The 21,556-nt window shown below is 71.4% G+C and carries 21 protein-coding genes and 2 tRNA genes; 18 read left to right on the top strand and 5 right to left on the bottom strand.

Features of this window, described 5'->3' with window-relative positions; all coding sequences use genetic code 11:
- The first annotated feature begins 49 nt into the window (after positions 1-49).
- From GL259_RS08725 to GL259_RS08715, 3 genes are read left to right on the top strand one after another with little or no spacing between them, the layout of a single operon-like run.
- Positions 50-1,093, top strand: coding sequence for a chorismate-binding protein (locus GL259_RS08725; protein ID WP_159530798.1), 1,044 nt, complete (start codon positions 50-52; stop codon positions 1,091-1,093).
- Positions 1,094-1,096: 3 nt separating this feature from the next.
- A complete protein-coding gene (locus GL259_RS08720; protein WP_159530796.1) occupies positions 1,097-1,918 on the top strand; it encodes an aminodeoxychorismate lyase in 822 nt (273 codons plus the stop codon).
- Between the two features lie 51 nt (positions 1,919-1,969).
- A complete protein-coding gene (locus GL259_RS08715) occupies positions 1,970-2,794 on the top strand; it encodes a GNAT family N-acetyltransferase (protein ID WP_159530794.1) in 825 nt (274 codons plus the stop codon).
- Positions 2,795-2,849: 55 nt separating this feature from the next.
- Here the strand turns inward: GL259_RS08715 and GL259_RS08710 are convergent, their stop codons facing one another.
- Positions 2,850-3,374: a DsbA family protein gene (locus tag GL259_RS08710; protein ID WP_166461451.1), complete on the bottom strand. Its 525-nt coding sequence runs from the start codon at positions 3,372-3,374 to the stop codon at positions 2,850-2,852.
- A 228-nt stretch (positions 3,375-3,602) separates the two neighbouring features.
- On the opposite strand from GL259_RS08710, the gene GL259_RS08705 reads away from it, so the two are divergent.
- Positions 3,603-4,040, top strand: a complete 438-nt coding sequence (locus tag GL259_RS08705) for a hypothetical protein (RefSeq protein ID WP_159530790.1) — start codon at positions 3,603-3,605, stop codon at positions 4,038-4,040.
- A gap of 174 nt (positions 4,041-4,214) precedes the next feature.
- Positions 4,215-4,367: a hypothetical protein gene (locus GL259_RS37605; protein WP_166461450.1), complete on the top strand. Its 153-nt coding sequence runs from the start codon at positions 4,215-4,217 to the stop codon at positions 4,365-4,367.
- Between the two features lie 119 nt (positions 4,368-4,486).
- Here the strand turns inward: GL259_RS37605 and GL259_RS08700 are convergent, their stop codons facing one another.
- The gene (locus GL259_RS08700; protein WP_159530788.1) at positions 4,487-5,047 is read right to left on the bottom strand and encodes a CGNR zinc finger domain-containing protein; all 561 of its coding nucleotides are present in this window, start codon (positions 5,045-5,047) and stop codon (positions 4,487-4,489) included.
- Positions 5,048-5,361: 314 nt separating this feature from the next.
- Complete coding sequence (locus GL259_RS08695) at positions 5,362-5,775, bottom strand: SsgA family sporulation/cell division regulator (protein WP_004002642.1); 414 nt, start codon at positions 5,773-5,775, stop codon at positions 5,362-5,364.
- A gap of 191 nt (positions 5,776-5,966) precedes the next feature.
- Here GL259_RS08695 and GL259_RS08690 point away from each other — a divergent pair, with 191 nt between their 5' ends.
- From GL259_RS08690 to GL259_RS08650, 9 genes are all read left to right on the top strand, one after another.
- On the top strand, positions 5,967-6,425 hold the full coding sequence (locus tag GL259_RS08690) for a TIGR02611 family protein (RefSeq protein ID WP_159530786.1): 459 nt from the start codon (positions 5,967-5,969) through the stop codon (positions 6,423-6,425).
- Positions 6,426-6,504: 79 nt separating this feature from the next.
- Positions 6,505-6,576, top strand: a tRNA-Val gene (locus tag GL259_RS08685).
- A 456-nt stretch (positions 6,577-7,032) separates the two neighbouring features.
- Entirely contained in the window at positions 7,033-8,334 is a 1,302-nt protein-coding gene (locus tag GL259_RS08680; protein WP_159530784.1) for an extracellular solute-binding protein, read from the top strand.
- The gene (locus GL259_RS08675; protein ID WP_166461449.1) at positions 8,334-9,335 is read left to right on the top strand and encodes a sugar ABC transporter permease; all 1,002 of its coding nucleotides are present in this window, start codon (positions 8,334-8,336) and stop codon (positions 9,333-9,335) included. Before GL259_RS08680 ends, GL259_RS08675 begins: the two co-directional genes overlap by 1 nt.
- Positions 9,332-10,225 (top strand): carbohydrate ABC transporter permease, encoded by an 894-nt coding sequence (locus GL259_RS08670; RefSeq protein WP_159530780.1) that lies wholly within the window; start codon positions 9,332-9,334, stop codon positions 10,223-10,225. Before GL259_RS08675 ends, GL259_RS08670 begins: the two co-directional genes overlap by 4 nt.
- A 12-nt stretch (positions 10,226-10,237) precedes the next feature.
- Positions 10,238-10,816 (top strand): hypothetical protein, encoded by a 579-nt coding sequence (locus GL259_RS08665; protein ID WP_159530778.1) that lies wholly within the window; start codon positions 10,238-10,240, stop codon positions 10,814-10,816.
- A 105-nt stretch (positions 10,817-10,921) separates the two neighbouring features.
- Positions 10,922-13,657: a Tat pathway signal sequence domain protein gene (locus GL259_RS08660; RefSeq protein ID WP_159530776.1), complete on the top strand. Its 2,736-nt coding sequence runs from the start codon at positions 10,922-10,924 to the stop codon at positions 13,655-13,657.
- A 36-nt stretch (positions 13,658-13,693) separates the two neighbouring features.
- Positions 13,694-14,143: an SRPBCC family protein gene (locus GL259_RS08655; protein WP_159530774.1), complete on the top strand. Its 450-nt coding sequence runs from the start codon at positions 13,694-13,696 to the stop codon at positions 14,141-14,143.
- A gap of 39 nt (positions 14,144-14,182) precedes the next feature.
- Positions 14,183-14,254 (top strand) — tRNA-Val (locus tag GL259_RS08650).
- Positions 14,255-14,386: 132 nt separating this feature from the next.
- Here the strand turns inward: GL259_RS08650 and GL259_RS08645 are convergent.
- Positions 14,387-15,112 (bottom strand): 3'-5' exonuclease, encoded by a 726-nt coding sequence (locus GL259_RS08645; RefSeq protein ID WP_159538473.1) that lies wholly within the window; start codon positions 15,110-15,112, stop codon positions 14,387-14,389.
- Between the two features lie 168 nt (positions 15,113-15,280).
- Between GL259_RS08645 and GL259_RS08640 the strand changes: the two genes are divergently transcribed.
- The 4 genes from GL259_RS08640 to GL259_RS08625 all read left to right on the top strand — a co-directional run bounded on the left by GL259_RS08640 (position 15,281) and on the right by GL259_RS08625 (position 19,780).
- On the top strand, positions 15,281-15,847 hold the full coding sequence (locus GL259_RS08640; protein ID WP_159530772.1) for a DUF4365 domain-containing protein: 567 nt from the start codon (positions 15,281-15,283) through the stop codon (positions 15,845-15,847).
- A complete protein-coding gene (locus tag GL259_RS08635; RefSeq protein WP_159530770.1) occupies positions 15,844-17,079 on the top strand; it encodes a hypothetical protein in 1,236 nt (411 codons plus the stop codon). Before GL259_RS08640 ends, GL259_RS08635 begins: the two co-directional genes overlap by 4 nt.
- Before the next feature lie 93 nt (positions 17,080-17,172).
- Positions 17,173-19,149, top strand: a complete 1,977-nt coding sequence (thrS, locus tag GL259_RS08630) for a threonine--tRNA ligase (RefSeq protein ID WP_159530768.1) — start codon at positions 17,173-17,175, stop codon at positions 19,147-19,149.
- Positions 19,150-19,231: 82 nt separating this feature from the next.
- Positions 19,232-19,780 (top strand): HIT domain-containing protein, encoded by a 549-nt coding sequence (locus GL259_RS08625; RefSeq protein ID WP_159530766.1) that lies wholly within the window; start codon positions 19,232-19,234, stop codon positions 19,778-19,780.
- A gap of 59 nt (positions 19,781-19,839) precedes the next feature.
- Here the strand turns inward: GL259_RS08625 and GL259_RS08620 are convergent, their stop codons facing one another.
- On the bottom strand, positions 19,840-21,495 hold the full coding sequence (locus GL259_RS08620; RefSeq protein ID WP_159530764.1) for a hypothetical protein: 1,656 nt from the start codon (positions 21,493-21,495) through the stop codon (positions 19,840-19,842).
- Between the last annotated feature and the right edge of the window lie 61 nt (positions 21,496-21,556).

Genomic DNA, 21,556 nt, shown 5'->3' with positions numbered 1-21,556 from the left:
GGCGGACACGGCCAGGTCACCCGAAGGGCACCGGTCATACACTCGTCGCGTGTCTGACCTGCCCCCTCTCGCCCGCTTCGGCAACCGCGTCGCCACCGGACTCCTCGACGTCACCGACGACCCCGCGGCCCTGGACTCCACCGGGTTCTGGGCCGTCGCCGCCGACTTCGAGGGCCGTCTGACCTGTGCCCGCTTCCGGGACGTCCGGGAGCAGCCGGTGCCGACGCCCGTGCCGGGCGCCTGGCGGGGGCCGGGCGTCGCCGGCTGGACGTCCTCACTGGACCGTGACGCGTACACGGCGGCCGTCCGCCGCATCCGCGAGCACATCGCCGCCGGCGAGGTCTACCAGGCGAACCTCTGCCGCGTGCTGTCCGCGCCCGTGCCGTCCGGCGCCGACGTGGACGCCCTCACGGCCCTGCTGGCCCGGGGCAACCCGGCGCCCTACGCAGGAACGATTCGTCTGCCCGGGCACGGGGTGGAGATCGCCACCGCGTCGCCCGAGCTGTTCCTGCGCCGCGACGGACGGACCGTGGAGTCCGGGCCGATCAAGGGCACCGGGCGTACCGAGGCGGACCTCCTGGAGAAGGACTACGCCGAGAACGTCATGATCGTCGACCTGGTCCGCAACGACATCGGGCGGGTCTGCGCCACCGGCACCGTGACGGTGCCGGACCTGTGCGCCGTCGAGAAGCACCCGGGACTGGTCCACCTCGTGTCGACGGTGCGGGGCGAGCTGCGTCCCGGGGCCGGCTGGCCGGAGCTGTTCGACGCGGCCTTCCCGCCCGGCTCCGTCACCGGCGCGCCCAAGTCGAGCGCCCTGCGGATCATCGACGCGCTGGAGACGGCGCCCCGCGGCCCCTACTGCGGGGGCGTCGGCTGGGTCGACGCCGACCGCGGCACCGGTGAGCTGGCGGTGGGCATCCGCACCTTCTGGATCGACCGGGACGCCGGTGGCGCCGTCCTGCGGTTCGGCACCGGCGCCGGGATCACCTGGGGCTCCGACCCCGAGGGGGAGTGGCGGGAGACCGAACTGAAGGCCTCCCGGCTGCTCGCGGTAGCGTCGGGAACGTACGAGGTGAGTGAAGGGATCTAAAAGGTGCAGATCTGGCTCGACGGCGGGCTGCAGGACGCCGAATCCGCCCGCGTCTCCGTCCTCGACCACGGACTGACCGTGGGCGACGGCATCTTCGAGACGGTGAAGGCCGTGGACGGCCGTCCGTTCGCGCTCACCCGGCATCTCGACCGGCTGACCCGGTCCGCCCGGGGGCTCGGGCTGCCCGACCCCGACCTGGACGAGGTCCGCCGCGCCTGCGCCGCCGTCCTCGAGGCCAACCCGATGCCGCTCGGCCGGCTGCGCATCACCTACACGGGCGGCCACGGCCCCCTCGGCTCCGACCGCGGTGAGCACGGCACCACCCTCGTCGTCGCGCTCGGCGAGACCACCCGCCGCCCCGACTCCACCGCCGTCGTCACCGTCCCCTGGACCCGCAACGAACGCGGCGCGCTCACCGGCCTGAAGACCACCTCGTACGCCGAGAACGTCGTCGCCCTCGCCCGCGCCCGCGAACAGGGCGCCTCCGAGGCGCTGTTCGGCAACACCGTCGGACAGCTCTGCGAGGGCACCGGGTCCAACGTCTTCGTCGTCCTCGACGGCGAGATCCACACCCCGCCGCTCGCCTCCGGCTGCCTCGCGGGCATCACCCGCGCCCTGGCCGTCGAGTGGACCGGCGCCCGGGAGACCGACCTGCCGATGGACGTCCTCCAGCGGGCCGAGGAGGTCTTCCTCACCTCCACCCTGCGCGACGTGCAGGCCGTGCACCGCGTCGATGACCGCGAACTGCCCGGCGCCCCGGGTCCGGTGACCGCCAAGGCCATGCGGATCTTCGACGAGCGCTCGGGCACCGACCTCGATCCGTGACGGTCCGGATGTCCGGCTGATCCGGGCGCGGCAGCGGGTAGAACACCCGTGATGACCACGACCCTGCGGCCGGCCGAGCCGCTTCAGCAGAATCCCGACGGCACGCGCTCGCGCCGCTACCGGGTGTGCGTCAACAGCCGTCCCGTCGGGGAGATCCACCTCGGCACCCACCCCGTCTTCGGCGACGCGGTGGCCCGGATCCTGCACCTGCGCGTCGAGGAACCGGACCGCCGGCGCGGCCGGGGCACCGTGGCCGCGCTCGCGGCGGAGGAGGTGGTGCGCGGCTGGGGCTGCCGCCGTATCGAGGCGACCGTCCCCGCCGACGCCGTACCGGCCCTCCGCCTGGCCACGGCGCTCGGTTACGTCGTGCGCAACCGGAACATGGAGAAGAGCCTCGGGGACGTCCCGCCCGTGCTTCCGGAGGGGAGCAGGGCCCGGCCGATGACCGAGGCCGAGTTCGGGCCGTGGGAGGCCAGGAGCGAGGAGAGCTACGCGCGGGACTGGATCGAGCGCGGGGTCCCGGAGGCCGAGGCACGGGCCAAGGCGCGGAAGGACCACGCCGCCCTGCTGCCCGAGGGCCGCGGCACCGAGGGCATGCTCTTCAGCGTTCTGGAACACGAGGGCACGCCCGTGGGCACCCTGTGGCTCTCGGTGCGCGGGGAGCGCGCCCACGTCTTCGACGTCGAGGCCGACGCCGCCCACCGCGGCCGGGGCCACGGCCGCTCCCTCATGCTGCTCGCCGAGGCCCAGTCGGTCGCCGCGGGCAGACGGATCCTCGGTCTCAACGTCTTCGCGGGCAACACGCCGGCCGAGCGGCTCTACGCGTCGCTCGGCTACGCGACGACCCGGTACGAGATGTACAAGCCGTTGCTCTAGGGCCCGGCCGGCGTGATCCGCCGGAGGGGCCCCGGCCGCCCGTGGGGTTCCCGGGTCACCCCTCCTGCCCGGCCAGCAGCCGGTCCGCGATCTCCTCGACGCGTTCGCGCAGGCCCTCCTGGCTCTTGCCGCCGTCGAGGCGCTCACCGCCGATGACGTAGGTCGGGGTGCCCGTCACCCCGATCGCCTTGCCCTCGGCCTGGTCCGCGTCCACGATCAGGATGTGCCGGCCGTCGATCAGCGCGGTGTCGAACTCCTCGGCGTCGAGTCCGAGTTCCCGGGCGACCTCGACCAGGAACGGCTCTCCCCGGCGGTCCAGCTCCTCGACCCGGTCCAGCACCGCCTCGACGTAGGGCCAGCCCCGCCCCTGCTCCAGCGCCTCCTCGGCGGCCTGGGCGGCGGCGAAGGAGTGCTTGTGCTTCTCCAGCGGGAAGTGCCGCAGCCGCAGCTCCAGACGGTCCCCGTAACGGGCGCGCAGGGCACGGAGGTCGTCGAGGGCGCTGCGGCAGTCCGGGCACTGGAGCTCGCACCACACGTCGAGGACGGGGGCGGCGGGACGGTCGGGGGAGGAGTCGCTCATGGCCCCAGTCTCCCAGTCCCGCCCCGGGACCACCCAACCGGACCTCGCGCGGTCCGCGGAACCCCCGGAAACCGCTCCCGGTCCGGTCGGCCGGCACCGGCACCTGCGGAGGAGCCGACCCGGAGATGTCCCTGATGTCCGGCCGGAACATGGCCCGGCGGGGTCGGGCGGGTGCAGGATGGAAGGGACGAAGCACCCGTTGCGACCGCACGCCGCCTGGAGGACCGGATGATTGCCGAGACCGTCTGCTCCGCCGTCTCCGCGGCAGGCCTGGGCATCGCGGTGGTCACGGCCTACCGCAGGCGTTTCCTCGCCGCGGCCCGCGTCGCCGCCTACTCGCTCGTCCCCGTCGCGCTGGTGATGACCGGCGTCGTCGACTGGCTGGCCGGCACCGCCTTCAGCCCGACGGCCTGGGCGGGCTTCGGCCTGCTGGGGCTGTCCTGGGTGCTGTTCGCGACCACGCGCGCCGTGGAGCGCCGGCGCGGCGGCACGCGCGGGGAGCGCAAGGCGGCCCGGGCGGCGGCACGGCCGGAGGCGGTGGCCCCGGCGGCCTCGGCGCCCTCCCTGGGCCAGGGCTCCCGCCCGGCGGCCCGGCCGGCGCCCGCCTCCCGGGGCGACGACGACTTCAGCGACATCGAGGCCATTCTCAAGAAGCACGGCATATGACGGTGGGCCGCACCGCGGGTGAGGGACGCAAGCGGGCTGAAACGTCATAGAAGATCCCGCGACGTCCGGAAACGATCACAACCCGAACCGTAGATCACGGAATCGGCGAACCCGCGTTCACTCCGTGCGTCTTGATCGCGTCCGGTGCTCCCGATGCGTCATCATCGCCGCGAGATGCTGGACACGACACAGAGCGATGCCGCGCCGCCCCAGGACGAGCCGCGCGGATGCCTTTTCGCCCTTTCCCAGCCACCGCTGATGATCTTCCTTGCGGTGATCGGGTGTCTGCTGCTCACGGCCGCCCTGCACGACCTGCTGTGGCTGTGAACCGTACCCGTGGTACCCGGCGTCACCCGTCGGGACCGCGTCGGCACGTGCTCGAGAAGCACCGGGGGGTTCCTCTCCCCGGCCTCCCTGCGCGCCGGACCCCGCCGGGCCGCCGGCGGTCAGCCCGCCGCCTCCTTGCGCCGCGCCCGGTACGCGGCGACGTGCAGGCGGTTGCCGCAGGTGCGGCTGTCGCAGTAGCGGCGCGAGCGGTTGCGGGAGAGGTCGACGAAGGCGTGCCGGCAGTCCGGGGCCTCGCAGCGCCGCAGGCGCTCCTGCTCGCCCGCGACCACGAAGAACGCCAGTGCCATCCCGCAGTCCGCGGCCAGGTGGTCGGCGACGGAGGCACCGGGCGCGAAGTAGTGCACGTGCCAGTCGTAGCCGTCGTGGTCCGTGAGCCGGGGGGTGGTGCCCGCGGCCGCGATCAGTTCGTTGATCAGTCCGGCGGCGCTGCGGGCGTCGGGAGCGGCGAACACCGCCGCGAACCGTCCGCGGATCTTGCGCACCGCGGCCAGGTCGAACTCCGTGAGCACTCCGACCTCGCTGACTTCGTGCTCCCGCACGAAGACCTCGAGAGCCGCGACGTCCGGCAGTCCGTCCGGTGTCGAGTCGTCCTCCGGCGCGGTGTTCACCAGATCCACCACGGTGTCCAGCGCGCACCGGGTGTCGTGGGTGATCAGCACGATTCGCTCCCTGGCCTGGGGGTCGGGCGGGCGCCCGTCGATGCTGGCCGATGGTAGTGGCTCCGGCGAGCACCGCACCGCTCCCGTTCCGCACATGGCTTCGAATACAACGCCGGACGGCCTTCGAGCGTTCCCGGACGGTCACGTGTCGCATGCGGCCGGTCATGGCGGCACACAGCACACCGGCGCCGCCCGCGGTGGTGCTCCGCGGCGTCGGCGCCGGTGTATGCCGTATGCGGTTGTCCGTGATGCGACGGTCCGGGCCCGAGCCGTCTCCCCGAGTCGACGGCGCCGGGCGGCTTGGTGAGTCTCGCCTAGCTTTCCGCCAGGATGTGCGAGAGCTCCTGGTCGAGATCGAAGTGCCGGTGTTCCGTGCCGGGGGGCACGGCGGCGTCGGTGCGCTTCAGGAAGGACTCCAGAGCCCGTGCCGGGGCCTCGAGCAGGGCCTCTCCCTCCGGGGAGCTCAGGGCGATGCAGACGACGCCCTGACCGTGGCTGCGCGACGGCCAGACGCGGACGTCGCCGGTGCCGGTGGGACGGTGAAGCCCCTCGGCGAGGAGGTCGCGGGCGAACACCCACTCGACGGTCTCCTCGGCTCCGGTGTGGAAGGTGGCGTGCACGGCGTAGGGGTCGGCCGTGTCGTACCGCAGGCCTGCGGGGACAGGCAGGGAGGACTCGCTCGACACAACGAGGCGCAGGTGCAGCTCGCAGCTGACCGTGGTGTTCATAAGCGCCAGGGCCTTTCGCTCAGTGTGCGCTCGGGGATTCGCACGTCGGCGAAATCGACATGCCACCTACGGTGCCGTTGTAAACCCCTCTGAGTGTTTTGCGTGTGTTTACGTAACTCTTCCGGCCGAAAGATCGTTCGCGGCGTGCGCCCATTCCGGTGATGTGATTCGCTCAGGTAGGGTTTGGCTGTATGAACACGGGGACTGGCAAGCCCGGCGAGGCCGTCGTGGCGGCTCGCGGGGCGACGGCATCGGACGAGAGCCGGGACGAGGCGCGAGGTCTCGGCTCGCGGGCGCCGGAATTCATCAAGGCGCGTCGCGTCCTGCACCTGAGCTGGCAGGTGGGCGTCTTCATCGTGGGCCTGGCGGTCGTGGCGGCCGGCGCCGCGATGCTGGTGCTGCCCGGGCCGGGCTGGGTGGTGATCTTCGGTGGCATGGCGATCTGGGCGACCGAGTTCGTCTGGGCCCAGCTGGTCCTCCGGTGGACCAAGCGCAAGGTCACCGAGGCGGCGCAGCGCGCGCTCGATCCCAAGGTGCGGCGCCGGAACATCATCCTGACCACGGTCGGTGTGGTGATCGTGGCCGGGCTGGCCGGCGTCTACCTGTGGAAGTTCGGCCTCCAGATGCCCTGGAAGATCGAGGACCAGTGATCCCCGGCGGGGGTGCGGCGGTCCGGCTCCCGCTGGTCACGGGCACCCCCTGACATGGGGTAATGTTCTTCCTGCACCCGGGCGATTAGCTCAGTGGGAGAGCGCTTCGTTCACACCGAAGAGGTCACTGGTTCGAACCCAGTATCGCCCACCGGATCACACGGCGGCCCGGCTCACACATCGTGAGCCGGGCCGCCGTGATGTGTGTGGGGGGCGGGGGATCCGCTCCTCCCGCACCCCCTCCGTACCGGGCGCCCGCGTCGCCCGTGTCCCCCTTCCCCGGGCGCCCGTGCGCCGGTCCCGGCCGCGGTTCGTGTGACGGCCGGCCCGTTCCGCTTCCGGTCGTCTTCATCCAACCGTGACCTTCCGCGCCGCCCCCTCCCCGCGGTCCGCCGGTGTTCGGCCGGTCGGCCGCAAGGCGTCCACCTGCGCGTTCGGCATCACGCGCGGACGCGTGCCCGAGAAGGCCGCCGTCCTCGTGCGGTCCGGGCGGCCATCAATTCCTGTCCGAATCATTGACGTGCCCGTGGGCCCTCCGTAACTTGTGCCAGCAAGCGCTTACTTGAAACGATTCATGAGGCGGACGCGACGTCGCGGGGAGGCTCGTATGCAGCAGGACAGGAATGCGGAGGGGCGGACCGGGAGGCGGACGATCCTCAAGGCTGCGGGGGCTTCGCTGGCCGTCGCAGGGCTGGGCGCGACGGCCACCGCCTGCGGCGGCGGCAGTGGCTCGGGGGACGGGACGGTGACGATCCGCTACTCCTGGTGGGGCGCCGAGGACCGGGCCGAGCGCATCAACAAGACCATCGCGCTCTTCGAGAAGAAGTACCCGAAGATCAAGGTGAAGACCGACTTCCAGCAGTACACCGACTTCTGGAAGAAGTTCAACACCCAGGCCTCCGGCGGGAATCCGCCGGACGTCTTCCAGAATGCCATCGGCTTTCTCCGCAAATACGATGCGAAGAATGTGCTGCTCGATCTCGGTGAGCAGGTGAAGGCGGGCAACCTCCGCATGGAGGGCTTCCGGGCGGGCCTGGAGAAGTTCGGCGAGATCGACGGCAAGCTCCTCGGCGTGCCCGTCGGTTCCAACTCGATGGCCCTCGTCATCGACAAGCCCGTCTACACCCGGGCCGGCGTCAAGCCCGAACAGGGCTGGACGTGGGACGACTTCGACGCGGCGATGGCCAGGATCCGCGACAGGGCAGGCCGCGCCGGCGACAGCGGCATGTACGGCGTCATGTACCTCTACGACCTGTACCTGCGCCAGAACGGCAAGGCGTTCTTCACCGAGGACGGTCTCGGCTTCACGGAGGCGGACCTGACCGAGTGGTGGACCAAGGCGGAGAAGGGCGTGAAGTCCGGCCTCTTCGCGGACGCCAGGAAGGTCGTCCAGGTCAAGCCCAAGTCGGCGCTCTCCGCCGAACTCGCCGGCAGTGAGTTCACCTGGGACAACTTCACCGTCCGCTACACCTCCGAGGGGAAGAGCGAGTACGGCCTCGCGCCCATCCCCACCACGGACGGCAAGAGGACCGGCCAGTACCTCGGCTCCCTGATGCTGAGCGCCTCCAAGCGCACCCAGCACCCCAAGGAGGTCGCCCAGTTCATCGACTTCATGGTCCACGACCCCGAGGTCGCCAAGATCATGGGTTACGACCGCGGTGTGCCCGCGACGCAGGCCCAGTACGACGCGTACCAGCCGACCGACCCGGTCAACCAGGCCATCGCCGCGTACGAGGAGTCCCTGGTGGAGGCGGGCGTGCTGGAGTCCATCACCCCGCACCCCAACGGCGCCGACATCTGCGAGGCCGCCTTCCTGCGCATCGCCGAGGAGATGGCCCTCGGCAAGCGGTCCGTGGACGACGCCGTCAAGCAGTTCTTCACCGAGTCGAAGACGGCCCTGAGCAGCTGATGGGAAGCGCCGTGACACACGCCCCCGCGACGGAGGACCTGACGAAGGACTCCGAGCCGCGGCACGGTCCGGTGAAGTCCCCGCGTCCCGCCGCGTCGAAGCGGCGGGACCGCCGGGAGAACCTGGCCGGCTACCTCTTCATGTCCCCCTGGATCGCCGGTTTCCTGCTGCTGACGGCGGGACCGATGGTCGCCTCGCTCTACTTCGCGTTCACCGACTACAACCTGTTCGACGCCCCCCGCTGGATCGGCCTGGACAATTTCTCCGAGATGTTCGCCGACCCGCGCTGGCGCCACTCGGTGCAGGTCACGCTCTGGTACGTCGCCGTCGGCACCCCGATCAAGCTGATCGCGGCGCTCGGCGTGGCCCTGCTGCTGGCCCAGAAGAGGCGCGGACAGGCCTTCTACCGGGCCGCGTTCTACGCGCCGTCGCTGATCGGCGCGAGCGTCTCCGTGGCCATCGTGTGGAAGGCGATCTTCTCGGACGACGCGATCGTCGACCGTACCCAGAAGCTCTTCGGCATCGACGTCGGCGGCTGGACCGGTGACCCGGACCTGATCATCTACAGCCTGGTGGCGCTCACCGTCTGGCAGTTCGGCGCCCCCATGGTCATCTTCCTGGCCGGCCTGAAGCAGGTGCCGCGCGAGCTGTACGAGGCGGCCGACGTCGACGGGGCGGGCAGGCTGCGGCAGTTCTGGAACATCACACTGCCGATGATCTCCCCGGTGCTGTTCTTCAACGTCCTGCTGGAGACCATCCACTCGTTCCAGATCTTCAGCTCGGCGTACATCGTCGGCGGCGGCGCCGGGGGCAACGCCTGCGGTCCGGCGGACGGGACCATGGTCTACACCTGTTATCTCTACGTCCAGGGTTTCGAGAACAGCCGGATGGGCCTGGCCTCCGCCATGGCGTGGATGCTGCTGGTCGCGGTCGCCCTGGTCACGGCGGTGCTGTTCTGGTCCCAGAAGCGCTGGGTGCACTACGAGGAGGACGGCCGATGAGCGCGCAGGCCACCGACGTCACGCCGGTCCCGTCGACGAAGCGGGCCGCCCTGCGGCGCAGGCTGCCGGGCTCGCTCGCCTGGCACCTCGGGTCGCTGGTGATCCTCGCGGTCATCCTCTACCCGGTGGTCTGGGTCGTCGGCGGTTCCTTCAAGAGGAGCGAGGACATCATCGGCAGCCTGGATCTCTTCCCGGGCGACCCGATCGTCTCCAACTACACGAGCCTCGCCGACGGGATCGCGGACATCCCGATCTCCACGTTCTTCTTCAACTCGCTGTTCCTCGCGGTCGGTTCGGTGATCGGGATCCTGGTGTCCTGCTCGCTCACGGCGTACGCCTTCGCGAAGATCAGGTTCGCGGGCCGCAATCTGCTGTTCACGCTGATGATCGGCACGCTGCTGCTGCCGTACCACGTGCTGCTGATCCCGCAGTACGTGCTCTTCCGCAACATGGACATGATCAACACGTACACCCCGCTCCTGCTGGGGAAGTACCTGGCCACGGAGGCGTTCTTCGTCTTCCTGATGGTGCAGTTCATGCGCAACCTGCCCAGGGAACTCGACGAGGCGGCCCGCCTCGACGGCTGCGGGCACTTCCGCATCTACTGGTCGATCGTCCTCCCGCTGAGCCGTCCGGCCCTGATCACCAGCGCCATCTTCACCTTCATCAACGCCTGGAACGACTTCATGGGCCCGCTGATCTACCTCAACGAGCCCGGCAAGTACACGGTCTCCCTCGGTCTGAAGATGTTCGTCGACCAGGAGGCGCTGGCGAACTACGGCGGCATGATCGCCATGTCGCTCGTCGCCCTGCTGCCCGTGCTCGCCTTCTTCCTGGCCTTCCAGCGCTATCTGATCGACGGCATGGCGACGTCCGGTCTGAAGGGCTGAGGTGAGCCGACGATGTCCCAGGCGCGCACGGAGTCGAGGACGTGGGGGAGGTTCGCGCTCTTCGCCGAGTGCCTGCTGACCGGTGTGTGGATCACGGTGGCCGCGCTGCCGCTGGTCACCTACCCCGCCGCGCTCGCGGCCGGCGCACGGCACCTCGGGCGGCACCTCTCCCACGAGGGCGGAGGATGGCGGGAGTTCGCGGCCGACTTCCGGTCGGCGGTGCGCGGCGGCTGGGCCGTCGGGCTCGCCGGCTGGATGACCGCCGCCGCCGTGTGGTTCGACGTGCGGGCCGTACGGGCGGGTCTGCCGGGAGGGCCGCTGGTGGGCGCCGTCGGTGTGTTCGCCCTCATCGGAGCGGTGGTCGCGCTGCTGCGCGCGGCGGCGCTCTGGCGGCCCGGCGTCCCCTGGCGGCCGCTGCTCGCACAGGCCGGCCGCCGCACCGTCCTCGACCCCGCCGGGTCCTTCCTGATCGTCGGCGGGCTGGCCGTGGTGGTCTGCTCCGCCTGGTTCAGCGCACCGCTGGCCGTCCCCGTCCTGGGGGCCGTCGTGGCGGCGGCCGTCGCCGTGGAGGAGCGCCACCGGCACCGCTGACCGGCGGTGCCCGCGCCCCTCGGGGCCGGCGCCCCGGCGCCGTACCCCTGTCTGTCATGCCCCTGACATATCTTTGTCCCCGCACCCGCACGGAAAGGAAAGGCCATGTCCCCCCTTCCCCGCAGATCCCTCCTCAAGGCGGCCGCCGTCGCCGGAGCCGCCGCCCAGTTCAGCTGGGCGCTGGGGGAGCGGAACGCCGCCGCCGCGCCCCGGGCCGAGGCCGCCGCCGCGGACCCGGTGACCCTGGACTGGCTGGAGGACGGCGGCCTGGGCGCGGCGCCCGGCTCCACCGTCGGCGTGCCCTGGCCCAAGGGCGCCCACCAGGAGGACCAGACCTTCGCGCTGACCGACGCCGACGGGAGATCCGTCCCCGTGCAGTCCTGGCCGATCGCCTACTGGCCCGACGGATCCCTCAAGTGGACCGCGCACGCGGTGAGCTCGGGCTCCGGCAGGCTGACCCTGACCGCGGGGACGCCCGCCGCACCCGAGAAGAGGGTCACCGTCGACAGGCGCGGCGGCACCGTCGACGTATCGACCGGAGTCATCACCGCGAGGATCGGCACCTCCGGCGCCACCCTCGTCAAGTCGGTCACCCGCGGCGCGACCGAGATCGCCCGCGACGGCCGCCTCGTCGTGCTGCGCCAGCCCGAGTACGAGGACGGCGACCAGACCACCGTCCGCACCGAGCGCTTCGACGGCGCCGTCTCCGAGGTCACCGTCGAGCAGGAGGGCCCGGTCCGCGCGGTCGTCCGCGTCGACGGCAGGCACCGCAGGGGCAGCCGCGGCTGGCTCCCCTTCTCCGTCCGCCTCTACTTCTACGCGGGCGCCGACTCCTTCCGCATGGTGCACACCCTCACCTACGACGGGAAGCAGGAGCCCGGCACGGCGAGCGGCGACTTCGTCCGCGGCATCGGCGTCCGCTTCACCGTCCCCCTGCGCGACGCGTCCTACGACCGGCACATCCGCATCGGCGGCGAGGGCACCGGCCTGCTCCGCGAGGCCGTCAAGGGCATCACCGGACTGCGCCGCGACCCGGGCCCCGCCGTGCAGCAGGCCCAGTTCGAGGGCAGGAAGCTGCCCGACCCGTCCACCTGGGACCAGCGCGTCACCACCCGCCTGCAGTACATCCCCGAGTGGGGCGACTACACCCTCTCCCAGCTCTCCGCCGACGGCTTCACCCTGCGCAAGCGCACCAAGAAGGGCCACGGCTGGATCGGCGCGGGCGGCGGCCGGCGCGCCTCCGGCTTCGGCTACGTCGGCGGCGTCAGCGGCGGGCTCTCCTTCGGCCTGCGCGACTTCTGGGAGAAGCACCCCGCCCAGCTCGACATCCGCGGCGCCCACACCGACGAGGCCGAGGTCACCCTCTGGCTCTGGTCCCCCGAGGCCCAGCCCATGGACCTGCGCTTCTACCACGACGGCATGGGCCAGGACACCTTCCCCGAACAGCTCGAGGGCCTCAACATCACCTACGAGGACTACGAGCCCGGGTTCGGCACCCCCCACGGCATCGCCCGCACCTCCGAACTCCTCTTCTGGGCCAACGAGTCCACCCCGAGCGCCGAGGAGCTCGCCCGCCAGGTCGAGGCCGTCCGCGTCCTCCCGCAGCTCGCCGCTCCGCCCGGGCAGCTCATCGGGGCGGGCGTCTTCGGCAAGGGCCTGTTCGCCGAGCCGGACCGCTCCACCCCGGCCAAGGCGAGGATCGAGGACCACCTCGACTTCCTCTTCACCTACTACAAGGACCAGGTGGAGCAGCGCCGCTGGTACGGCTTCTGGGACTACGGCGACATCATGCACACCTACGACACCGTCCGGCACCAGTGGCGCTACGACGTGGGCGGCTACGCCTGGGACAACTCCGAGCTCTCACCGGACCTGTGGCTCTGGTACGCGTACCTGCGCTCCGGCCGCGCCGACATCTTCCGCTTCGCCGAGGCGATGACCCGCCACACCGGCGAGGTCGACGTCTACCACCTGGGCAGGTGGGCCGGCCTCGGCACCCGGCACGGCGTCCAGCACTTCGCCGACAGCGCCAAGCAGCAGCGCATCGCCAACACCACCTACCGGCGCTACTACTACTTCCTCACCGCCGACGAACGCGTCGGCGACCTCATGCACGCCAACGTCGACTCCGACGAGACCTTCCTCGCCCTGGACCCGCTGCGCAAGATCCGCACCGAGCCCTACACCCCCGACCGCAACGCCCTGTCCGTCGGCTTCGGCACCGACTGGAGCGGACTGGTCTCCGCCTGGCTCACCGAGTGGGAGCGCAAGGGCCCGAAGTGGGAGAAGGCCAGGGCCCGCGTGCTGTCCACCATGGAGACCATCGCCGCCCAGCCCAACGGTTTCGTCCAGGGCAGCGGACTGTACGACCTGGACACCGGGAGGTTCGCCGTCGCCGACACCCCGAAGGTCGAGGTCTCCCACCTGTCGGCCGTCTTCGGGCTCAACGAGCTGTGCGCCGAGCTCATCGACCTGGTCGACATGCCGGAGTTCGCGGAGGCGTACTACGACTACTGCCGCTACTTCAACGCCACCAAGGCCGAGCAGGCGGCGCGCTACGGCTCGAACTTCGGCAGCCTGATCCTCTTCCAGGGCCACTCCCGCCTCGACGCCTACGCCGCCGTGCGGACCGGGGACGAGAAGCTGGCCGAGCGGGCCTGGGAGAAGTTCTACAACTCCGACGGGTACAAGGAGTCGGCGCCCTGGAGGACCGAGAAGATCAGCGGCCCCACGGCCCTGGTCGCGGGCAGTGAGGCCACCTGGGTCTCCACCAACGACACCGCCCTCTACGGCCTCGCCGCCATCGAGAACCTGGCGCTGCTGGGGAACCGGATGCCGTAGCGGCACGTCCCGGGCGCGGGCGGGCACACTCCGTACATGGACTGGAACCATTACCGATTCCGCAGTCTGTGGACCCTGCCCGCGCCCGCACCGGTGGTCTACCGGGTCCTGGAGCGGGTCGAGGACTACCCCCTGTGGTGGCCCCAGGTACGGGAGGTCGTCCGGCTCGACGCCACCAGCGGGATCGTCCGGATCCGCTCCCTGATGCCCTTCGACCTGTGGACGACCCTGCGCGTGGGGCGGCGCGACGCGGAGGCCGGGATCCTGGAAGCGGGCCTGTCCGGGGACATCGACGGCTGGGCCCGCTGGACCGTCACCCGGCTGGGCCCCGGCGGCAGCCTCGCCCACTACGAACAGGAGGTGGACGTCCGCAAGCCGCTGCTGCGGCGGCTCGCCGTGCCGGGACGGCCCGTCTTCCGCCTCAACCACGCCCTGATGATGCGCTCGGGGCGGCGGGGGCTGGCCGCCCACCTGGAAGCGGTTTGAAGGAAGCCCGCCCGCACCTGTATTGTTCAGTGCGTTCCCGGGCGATTAGCTCAGTGGGAGAGCGCTTCGTTCACACCGAAGAGGTCACTGGTTCGAACCCAGTATCGCCCATGACGTCGACGGCGGCTCGTGCCTGCGAGAAGTGCAGGCCGAGCCGCCGTCGTCCGTTTCCGCACGGCTCCGCCCGCACGGCGGGTCTTCGCCACCCGCACCCCTTCCCGTGCGCGCCGTCGGCTCACAGGCTCACGCCGCCGCCGGCAGGTCCGGGCGCAGCGGCCAGGCCGGGTCCACCACCTCCTCGGTGCCGCTGCGCGCGAACCACGCCTGCAGCCCCCTGGCCTGCGCCGCGTGCCACACCGCCTGCAGGGTGTGCAGCTCACCGGGGGACAGCCGTTCCAGCCGCGCCGCGAAACGCCGCCCCACCGCCCGGGTGACCTCCAGCGCGGCCACCGCGTCCGCCGCCGCGTCGTGCGCCTCCTCCAGGGGGACGCCGTAGTGCGCGCACAGGTCGGTCAGCGTGCGGCGGCCCTTGCGGTAGCGGTCCAGGTGCTTGTCGAGCACCCGCGGGTCCAGCACCAGCAGCGGCGTCCGCTCGAGCCAGCGGCTCAGCGACGAGGCGCGGTGCCGGCGCAACTCCCGGTCCAGCAGGGTGAGGTCGAACGGCGCGTTCATCACCACCAGCGGGCGGCCCACCCCGGCCTGCTCCGCCAGCGCCTGGGCCACCTCGTACATCACCGGCGCCGGCCAGCGGCCGTTGCGCTGCAGGTGCTCCTCCGTCAGCCCGTGCACCCGGGCCGCCTCGGCGGGCACCGGCACCCCCGGGTTCACCAGCCAGCGGGTCACCCGGGGCCGGGTCCCCGGGGCGTCCTGGACGACGAGCGCGGCCGACACGATCCGGTCGGTCTCGACGTCCACACCCGTCGTCTCCGTGTCGAAAGCGGCCAGCGGCCCCTCGTACCAGCACGTCATACCCAACAACCCCTCGTTCACCTTCGGCAGTTGACGTCCCGCCCACTGCCCGATCCGGTGATACCCGGGCTGTTTGCGCCGTACGCCGGGAGGAGACAACAGGAGTACGGGTCTTCGCAGTTCACGGACCCGCAACGGGGACTCGACTGTTCTGGAAGGCTGTTGGCCATGGCCATCGCGCAGCCCGAACGGGGCGGGCTGCTGCCCGAGCGCACGCCACCCACCCGCGGCACCCTCGCCACCACCGCCTGCATGGAGACCCTGCAGGTCGGCTACCTGCACGCCGTCGCGGCCGCCGCGGGCTGCTCGCTGTCCCAGCCCTTCCCGGACAACGGCATCGACTGGCACGTCAGCCACAGCGCCCCCGGGCACACGGTCGACGACGAGGTCACCATCAAGGTGCAGCTCAAGGCGACCTACCAGATCGCACCCGGCCCGCCCGGCCGCTCCTTCCCCTTCACGCTCGACAACGCGCACCTGGTGAAGCTCGCCCGCACTCCGGTCTCGGTGCACAAGATCCTGGTCGTCATGCTCGTCCCGCGCTCGCAGGACGACTGGCTGCGGGCCGGTCACGACCGGCTCGACCTGCGGCACTGCTGCTACTGGACCAACCTCGCCGGGCATCCGGTCACCGGCCGGCACCGCACCACCGTGCGGATCCCCACCTCACGCATCTTCGACGACCGGGCGCTGTGCGAGATCATGACGCGGGTCGGGACGGGAGGAAAACCGTGACGCACCGCCCGACCGGGGAACCCCCGCGGTCCGTACGCCCGCACCCCGCCGACGCCGCCCACGACGGCCGGCCGCCCGAGCCCGCCGACACCGACCCCGTCGTGCTCGCCGCCCTCCTGCACCGGCACGGCTGGCAGCGGCGCGGCGGCGCCGCCGGACGCTACGGCCGCTGGACCCCGCCCGGACCGGGCAGCGGCACCAGCCTGCTGGTGCCGGAGAGCCGCGCCTTCCCCGACAGCGAGGACCTGCTCGCCGACGCCCTGCACGCGCTGTCCCGCAGCGACACCCCCGCCGCCCGCGAGATCCTGCTCGCCCTCACCGTGCCCAGCGACGAGATCCGCTGGTGGCGCGACGTACCGGCCGGTCCCGGCGGCACCACGGCCTGGACCTCCGAGGAGCAGCTGCGCTCCGCGGCCCGCCGCACCCTGCTCGCCGCCGCGCTCGCCACGCACGCGCGCGCCGGCTTCCACGGCGCCCGGCACCGGCGCCCGGCCGCCGCCGCGCTGGACACCGTCCTGGTCGGGCCCGCGCAGGGCGGACGCCGGCTGACCGCCTTCGCCCCCGTCGCCACCGGCCGCTCCCTCGCCGTACGTCTCCACCAGGCCCTGTACGCGACCCGCGAGGCCGTCGACTACCGCCGGGCCACCGGCGGCATGGACGCCTTCGACACGGCCGTCGGGGCGGGGGCCAGCCATGAGCTCACCGAGGCCCTCGTCGCCCTGGTCCGGGGCACGGAGGGCGCCCGGATCGCCGTGGAGTGGGCCCCGGCGGCCGGTGTCCCGGAAGGCTGCGCGGCCTCGGCCGAACCCGTCGAGTTCTCGCCCGGCGACCTGCCCGTCCTGCGCGAGGCCGGCGTCCGCTACCGGCGCGCGGAGCCCTCCGTACCGGTGCGGATCACCGGCACGGTGATACGGATGCGCAGGTCCGGGCCGCGCGGAGAGGGCACCGTACGACTGCGCGTGCTGGCCGGGGCCGAGGTCGGCCACGTCCGGGTCACGCTCGGCGAGGAGGACTACCGCATCGCCGGCCACGCCCACCTCGTCGGGCTGCCGGTGCGGGTGTACGGGCGGCTGGAGAGCCGGGGCGGCTTCCGCCGGGTGACCGGGGTCGGCGAGGTCGTACCGGTGCAGGTCGACGAGGCCGAGCGGGACCGGCTGATGAAGGCGATCCAGGAGAACGCCGAGACCGCGGCCTTCTTCGGGGAGGCCTGCGGTCCCGACTGCGAGGACTGATTTCGCTATGGGCGGGCCCGGGTCGGTACGATCGGGACTCGTGCGCGCGCTCCGGTATGGCGCCGCAGCCCCACCTTCAGTCAGGAGAGACCGGTGTCAGACGTCCGTGTGATCATCCAACGCGATTCCGAGCGGGAAGAACGCGTGGTGACGACGGGCACTACGGCCGCCGAGCTCTTCGCCGGCGAGCGCTCGGTCATCGCCGCGCGCGTGGCCGGCGAGCTCAAGGACCTCTCCTACGAGGTCAGGGACGGCGAGACCGTCGAGGGTGTCGAGATCTCCTCCGAGGACGGCCTCAACATCCTGCGCCACTCCACCGCGCACGTCATGGCCCAGGCCGTGCAGGAGCTGTTCCCCGAGGCCAAGCTGGGCATCGGCCCGCCGGTCCGGGACGGCTTCTACTACGACTTCGACGTGGACAAGCCGTTCACGCCCGAGGACCTCAAGGCCATCGAGAAGAAGATGCAGGAGATCCAGAAGCGCGGGCAGCGCTTCTCCCGCCGCGTCGTCACCGACGAGGCCGCCCGCGAGGAGCTCGCCGACGAGCCGTACAAGCTGGAGCTGATCGGCCTCAAGGGGTCCGCCTCCAGCGAGGACGGCGCGGACGTCGAGGTCGGCGCCGGCGAGCTGACGATCTACGACAACCTGGACGCCAGGACCGGCGAGCTGTGCTGGAAGGACCTCTGCCGCGGTCCCCACCTGCCCACCACCCGGAACATCCCGGCGTTCAAGCTGATGCGCAACGCGGCCGCCTACTGGCGCGGCAGCGAGAAGAACCCGATGCTCCAGCGCATCTACGGCACCGCCTGGCCGTCCAAGGACGAGCTGAAGGCGCACCTGGAGTTCCTCGCCGAGGCCGAGAAGCGCGACCACCGCAAGCTCGGCTCCGAGCTCGACCTGTTCTCCATCCCGGAGCAGATCGGCTCCGGCCTCGCCGTCTTCCACCCCAAGGGCGGCATCATCCGCCGGGTCATGGAGGACTACTCGCGGCGCCGCCACGAGGAGGAGGGCTACGAGTTCGTCTACACCCCGCACGCGACGAAGGGGAAGCTCTTCGAGACCTCGGGCCACCTGGACTGGTACGCCGACGGCATGTACCCGCCCATGCAGCTCGACGAGGGCGTGGACTACTACCTCAAGCCCATGAACTGCCCGATGCACAACCTGATCTTCGACGCGCGCGGCCGGTCGTACCGTGAACTGCCGCTGCGCCTGTTCGAGTTCGGCACCGTGTACCGGTACGAGAAGTCGGGTGTCGTGCACGGCCTGACCCGGGCCCGCGGCTTCACCCAGGACGACGCGCACATCTACTGCACCCGCGAGCAGATGTCCGAGGAGCTCGACAAGACCCTCACCTTCGTCCTGAACCTGCTGCGCGACTACGGCCTGACCGACTTCTACCTGGAGCTGTCCACCAAGGACCCGGAGAAGTTCGTCGGCTCCGACGAGGCGTGGGAGGAGGCCACCGAGACGCTGCGCCAGGTCGCCGAGAAGCAGGGCCTGCCGCTGGTCCCGGACCCGGGCGGCGCCGCGTTCTACGGCCCGAAGATCTCCGTGCAGGCCAAGGACGCCATCGGCCGCACCTGGCAGATGTCGACCATCCAGCTCGACTTCAACCTGCCGGAGCGCTTCGACCTGGAGTACACCGCCGCGGACGGCTCCAAGACCCGCCCGGTCATGATCCACCGCGCGCTGTTCGGCTCCATCGAGCGCTTCTTCGCCGTGCTGCTCGAGCACTACGCGGGCGCGTTCCCGGCGTGGCTGGCGCCGGTCCAGGCGATCGGCATCCCGATCGGCGACGCGCACGTCGAGTACCTGGAGAAGTTCGCGGCGGCGGCCCGCAGGCAGGGGCTGCGCGTCGAGGTCGACTCCTCCTCGGACCGGATGCAGAAGAAGATCCGCAACGCCCAGAAGCAGAAGGTGCCCTTCATGGTCATCGCGGGCGACGAGGACATGGCGAACGGCGCGGTCTCCTTCCGCTACCGCGACGGCTCGCAGGAGAACGGCATCCCCGTCGACGAGGCCATCGCGAAGATCGCGAAGGTCGTCGAGGAGCGGGCGCAGGTCTGATCGCACGGATGACGGAAAAGGCCCCCGGGAGCCACCCGGGGGCCTTTTCCGTGGCCCTCCGGCGACGCCATATGCTGCACGCATGACGAGTGAGCCGGAGCAGCAGTGGGGAGTGGGCACGCAGGACGCGTTCCAGCGTCTGTGGACGCCCCATCGGATGGCCTACATCCAGGGCGAGAACAAGCCGACCGGTCCCGGAGCCGACGACGGCTGTCCCTTCTGCTCGATCCCGGCCAAGTCCGACGAGGACGGGCTGGTCGTCCGGCGCGGCGAGCACGTGTACGCGGTGCTCAACCTCTACCCGTACAACGGCGGCCACCTGATGACGGTGCCCTACCGCCACGTCGCCGACTACACGGACCTCACGGCGGACGAGACCGCCGAGCTCGCCGAGCTCACCAAGCAGGCGATGACCGCCCTGCGCACCGCCTCCGGCGCGCAGGGCTTCAACATCGGCATGAACCAGGGCACGGTCGCGGGCGCCGGCATCGCCGCCCACCTGCACCAGCACATCGTCCCGCGCTGGGGCGGCGACACGAACTTCATGCCGGTGGTCGGCCACACGAGGGTGCTGCCGCAGCTGCTGGCCGACACCCGCAGGATGCTGGCGGAGGCGTGGCCGACGGCCTGAGGGGAACCGGCCCGGCGATCCGGGGACGCCCCCCGGCCGCCGGCCCGGCCTCCGGAGGCCTACGCGTCGTAGACGTCGGCCTTCCTCGGTGACGCGTCCTGCACCGCCGTGCTGAGGAACGACGACCGCGTGCCGAACTTCTCCGTGTTCACGCCGTTCTCCTCCAGCACCTTGATCGCCGCGGCGTGCACCACCCGCAGCACCGGCGCCGCCGCGCGGAGCGCGTCGTCGGCCATGAAGCGGTGCCGCCACGGCTGGTCCGCCCAGGCGTGACGCAGGCCGAAGGGCTCCGGCAGGCTCAGCTTGCCGCCCAGCCAGTACAGCAGCGGCGGGTACCAGGTCAGGGGCGCACGGGCCGCCAGGCGCACCACCTCGTCCGTGTCGACCAGGGGGAGCTTCACCTTCCGGGTCTCCCAGAACCTGATCGACTTCTGGACCTCCTTCTCCTTGGCCGCCGGCTTGGTGGTGAACAGGGGGTGCACCGGTCCCAGCGCGTGTCCGGTCACCTCGATGCGCAGCGTCTCGTGCAGCACGGTCACGGTGATCAGCATGGTGAGGACCAGCTGGCCGTCCCACAGCGTCCACTGCACGCCCAGGTAGTGCCGGTCGCCCGCGCCGAACTGCTGCTTGTTGCAGATGTCCTGTATGGCGTGCGACTTGATCTGGTACGCCTCGACGTCCGTGCCCTCGGGCCGGGAGACCGCCGTGGCGTTCTCCCCGATGGGCGTGACGATCCAGTGCCGTATCGACGGCTTGGGGAAGCCTCCGGTGTTCAGCGGACCGCGCTCCAGCATCCGCAGCCGGTCGTGGATGGACTTGACGACGTCCCAGCTGCGGAACGGGTGGATCTCCCGGTCCGGGTCGGCCTGCACCAGGTCCTCGGCGAGCTGCCAGCTGCCCCACCGCGTGCCCATGCCGAGTATCCCCTTGGGCCCGGCGTAGAACACGGAGTTGGACTGCTGCTCGGCGCTGAGCCGGGCCAGGGACTGGCGCAGCGCCTCGGCCGCCGTCTCGCCGGGACTGCTCGGCACCGCCTCGGGCACCTTGGCGCCGACGCTGCTGCCGGAGAGCAGGCTGTCCCAGCGCTCCCTGAGGTCCCTCGCGGTGCGTTCGCAGATGCGCTTGGCCCAGAACCAGCCCACCACCGGGGCGATCACCGCCGCGCGCGCGTACCAGCCCCAGAACCCGCCGAACGGCAGGCGGATCAGGAACAGCACCGCGAGCGCGCCCACCGCGACGAGCAGCGTCGTCGCGAGCGCGCCGGCCCGCTTGTCGTCCCGCTTGGCCACGGTGGTGCGGATCTGGAAGACCAGCAGCCACACGAGGAGGCCGGGCAGGAACAGCAGGCCGCACAGGACCATGACGGCGCTCAGCCAGTTGTCGCGCTCCCGGCGGATGCGGTGCGCCGCGAGCGCGTGCTCCACCACCACCTGCGGCTGGGTGCCGAAGGACTGGATGAGCGGCGCCCGCCCGGAGCCCAGCATCCGGTCGATGATCGCCCGGGAGAACGCCTCGCCCAGGTTCGGCCGGAACAGCTTCAGCCGGGGCGCGCTGACCGCCGACTGGTGCCACTCGTTGTTGGCCTTGAGTATCTCCTCGGCCTCGTTGTCCCGATAGGCGGCCGAGGCCAGCGCAAACGTCGGCGTCTGCCCCTCGTCGCCCGTGCGCGGCACCTGCGGACCGAAGAAGTCCGCGTAACCGCTCTCAACGGTCATTCCCGCCCCCGATCGCCGCGACTGTCGTCATGCGGCCTTCCCGACTTCCCTGCTGCGCACA

This window comes from Streptomyces sp. Tu 3180, from assembly GCF_009852415.1.
Taxonomy (GTDB): Bacteria; Actinomycetota; Actinomycetes; order Streptomycetales; family Streptomycetaceae; genus Streptomyces.
Note: the sequence above shows the minus strand (reverse complement) of the source record. Positions and strands in the feature narration are given on the sequence as shown.

Excerpts from the sequence above, each read along its gene's own strand:
- GL259_RS08675 (WP_166461449.1), top strand. The coding sequence starts at position 8,334 with ATGGGAAGCGCCGTGACACACGCCCCCGCGACGGAGGACCTGACGAAG.
- GL259_RS08620 (WP_159530764.1), bottom strand. The coding sequence starts at position 21,495 with ATGACCGTTGAGAGCGGTTACGCGGACTTCTTCGGTCCGCAGGTGCCG.
- GL259_RS08715 (WP_159530794.1), top strand. The coding sequence starts at position 1,970 with ATGACCACGACCCTGCGGCCGGCCGAGCCGCTTCAGCAGAATCCCGAC.
- GL259_RS08640 (WP_159530772.1), top strand. The coding sequence starts at position 15,281 with ATGGCCATCGCGCAGCCCGAACGGGGCGGGCTGCTGCCCGAGCGCACG.
- GL259_RS37605 (WP_166461450.1), top strand. The coding sequence starts at position 4,215 with ATGCTGGACACGACACAGAGCGATGCCGCGCCGCCCCAGGACGAGCCG.
- GL259_RS08625 (WP_159530766.1), top strand. The coding sequence starts at position 19,232 with ATGACGAGTGAGCCGGAGCAGCAGTGGGGAGTGGGCACGCAGGACGCG.
- GL259_RS08705 (WP_159530790.1), top strand. The coding sequence starts at position 3,603 with ATGATTGCCGAGACCGTCTGCTCCGCCGTCTCCGCGGCAGGCCTGGGC.
- GL259_RS08655 (WP_159530774.1), top strand. The coding sequence starts at position 13,694 with ATGGACTGGAACCATTACCGATTCCGCAGTCTGTGGACCCTGCCCGCG.
- GL259_RS08660 (WP_159530776.1), top strand. The coding sequence starts at position 10,922 with ATGTCCCCCCTTCCCCGCAGATCCCTCCTCAAGGCGGCCGCCGTCGCC.
- GL259_RS08645 (WP_159538473.1), bottom strand. The coding sequence starts at position 15,112 with ATGACGTGCTGGTACGAGGGGCCGCTGGCCGCTTTCGACACGGAGACG.
- GL259_RS08680 (WP_159530784.1), top strand. The coding sequence starts at position 7,033 with ATGCAGCAGGACAGGAATGCGGAGGGGCGGACCGGGAGGCGGACGATC.
- GL259_RS08695 (WP_004002642.1), bottom strand. The coding sequence starts at position 5,775 with ATGAACACCACGGTCAGCTGCGAGCTGCACCTGCGCCTCGTTGTGTCG.
- GL259_RS08670 (WP_159530780.1), top strand. The coding sequence starts at position 9,332 with ATGAGCGCGCAGGCCACCGACGTCACGCCGGTCCCGTCGACGAAGCGG.
- GL259_RS08665 (WP_159530778.1), top strand. The coding sequence starts at position 10,238 with ATGTCCCAGGCGCGCACGGAGTCGAGGACGTGGGGGAGGTTCGCGCTC.
- GL259_RS08710 (WP_166461451.1), bottom strand. The coding sequence starts at position 3,374 with ATGAGCGACTCCTCCCCCGACCGTCCCGCCGCCCCCGTCCTCGACGTG.
- GL259_RS08690 (WP_159530786.1), top strand. The coding sequence starts at position 5,967 with ATGAACACGGGGACTGGCAAGCCCGGCGAGGCCGTCGTGGCGGCTCGC.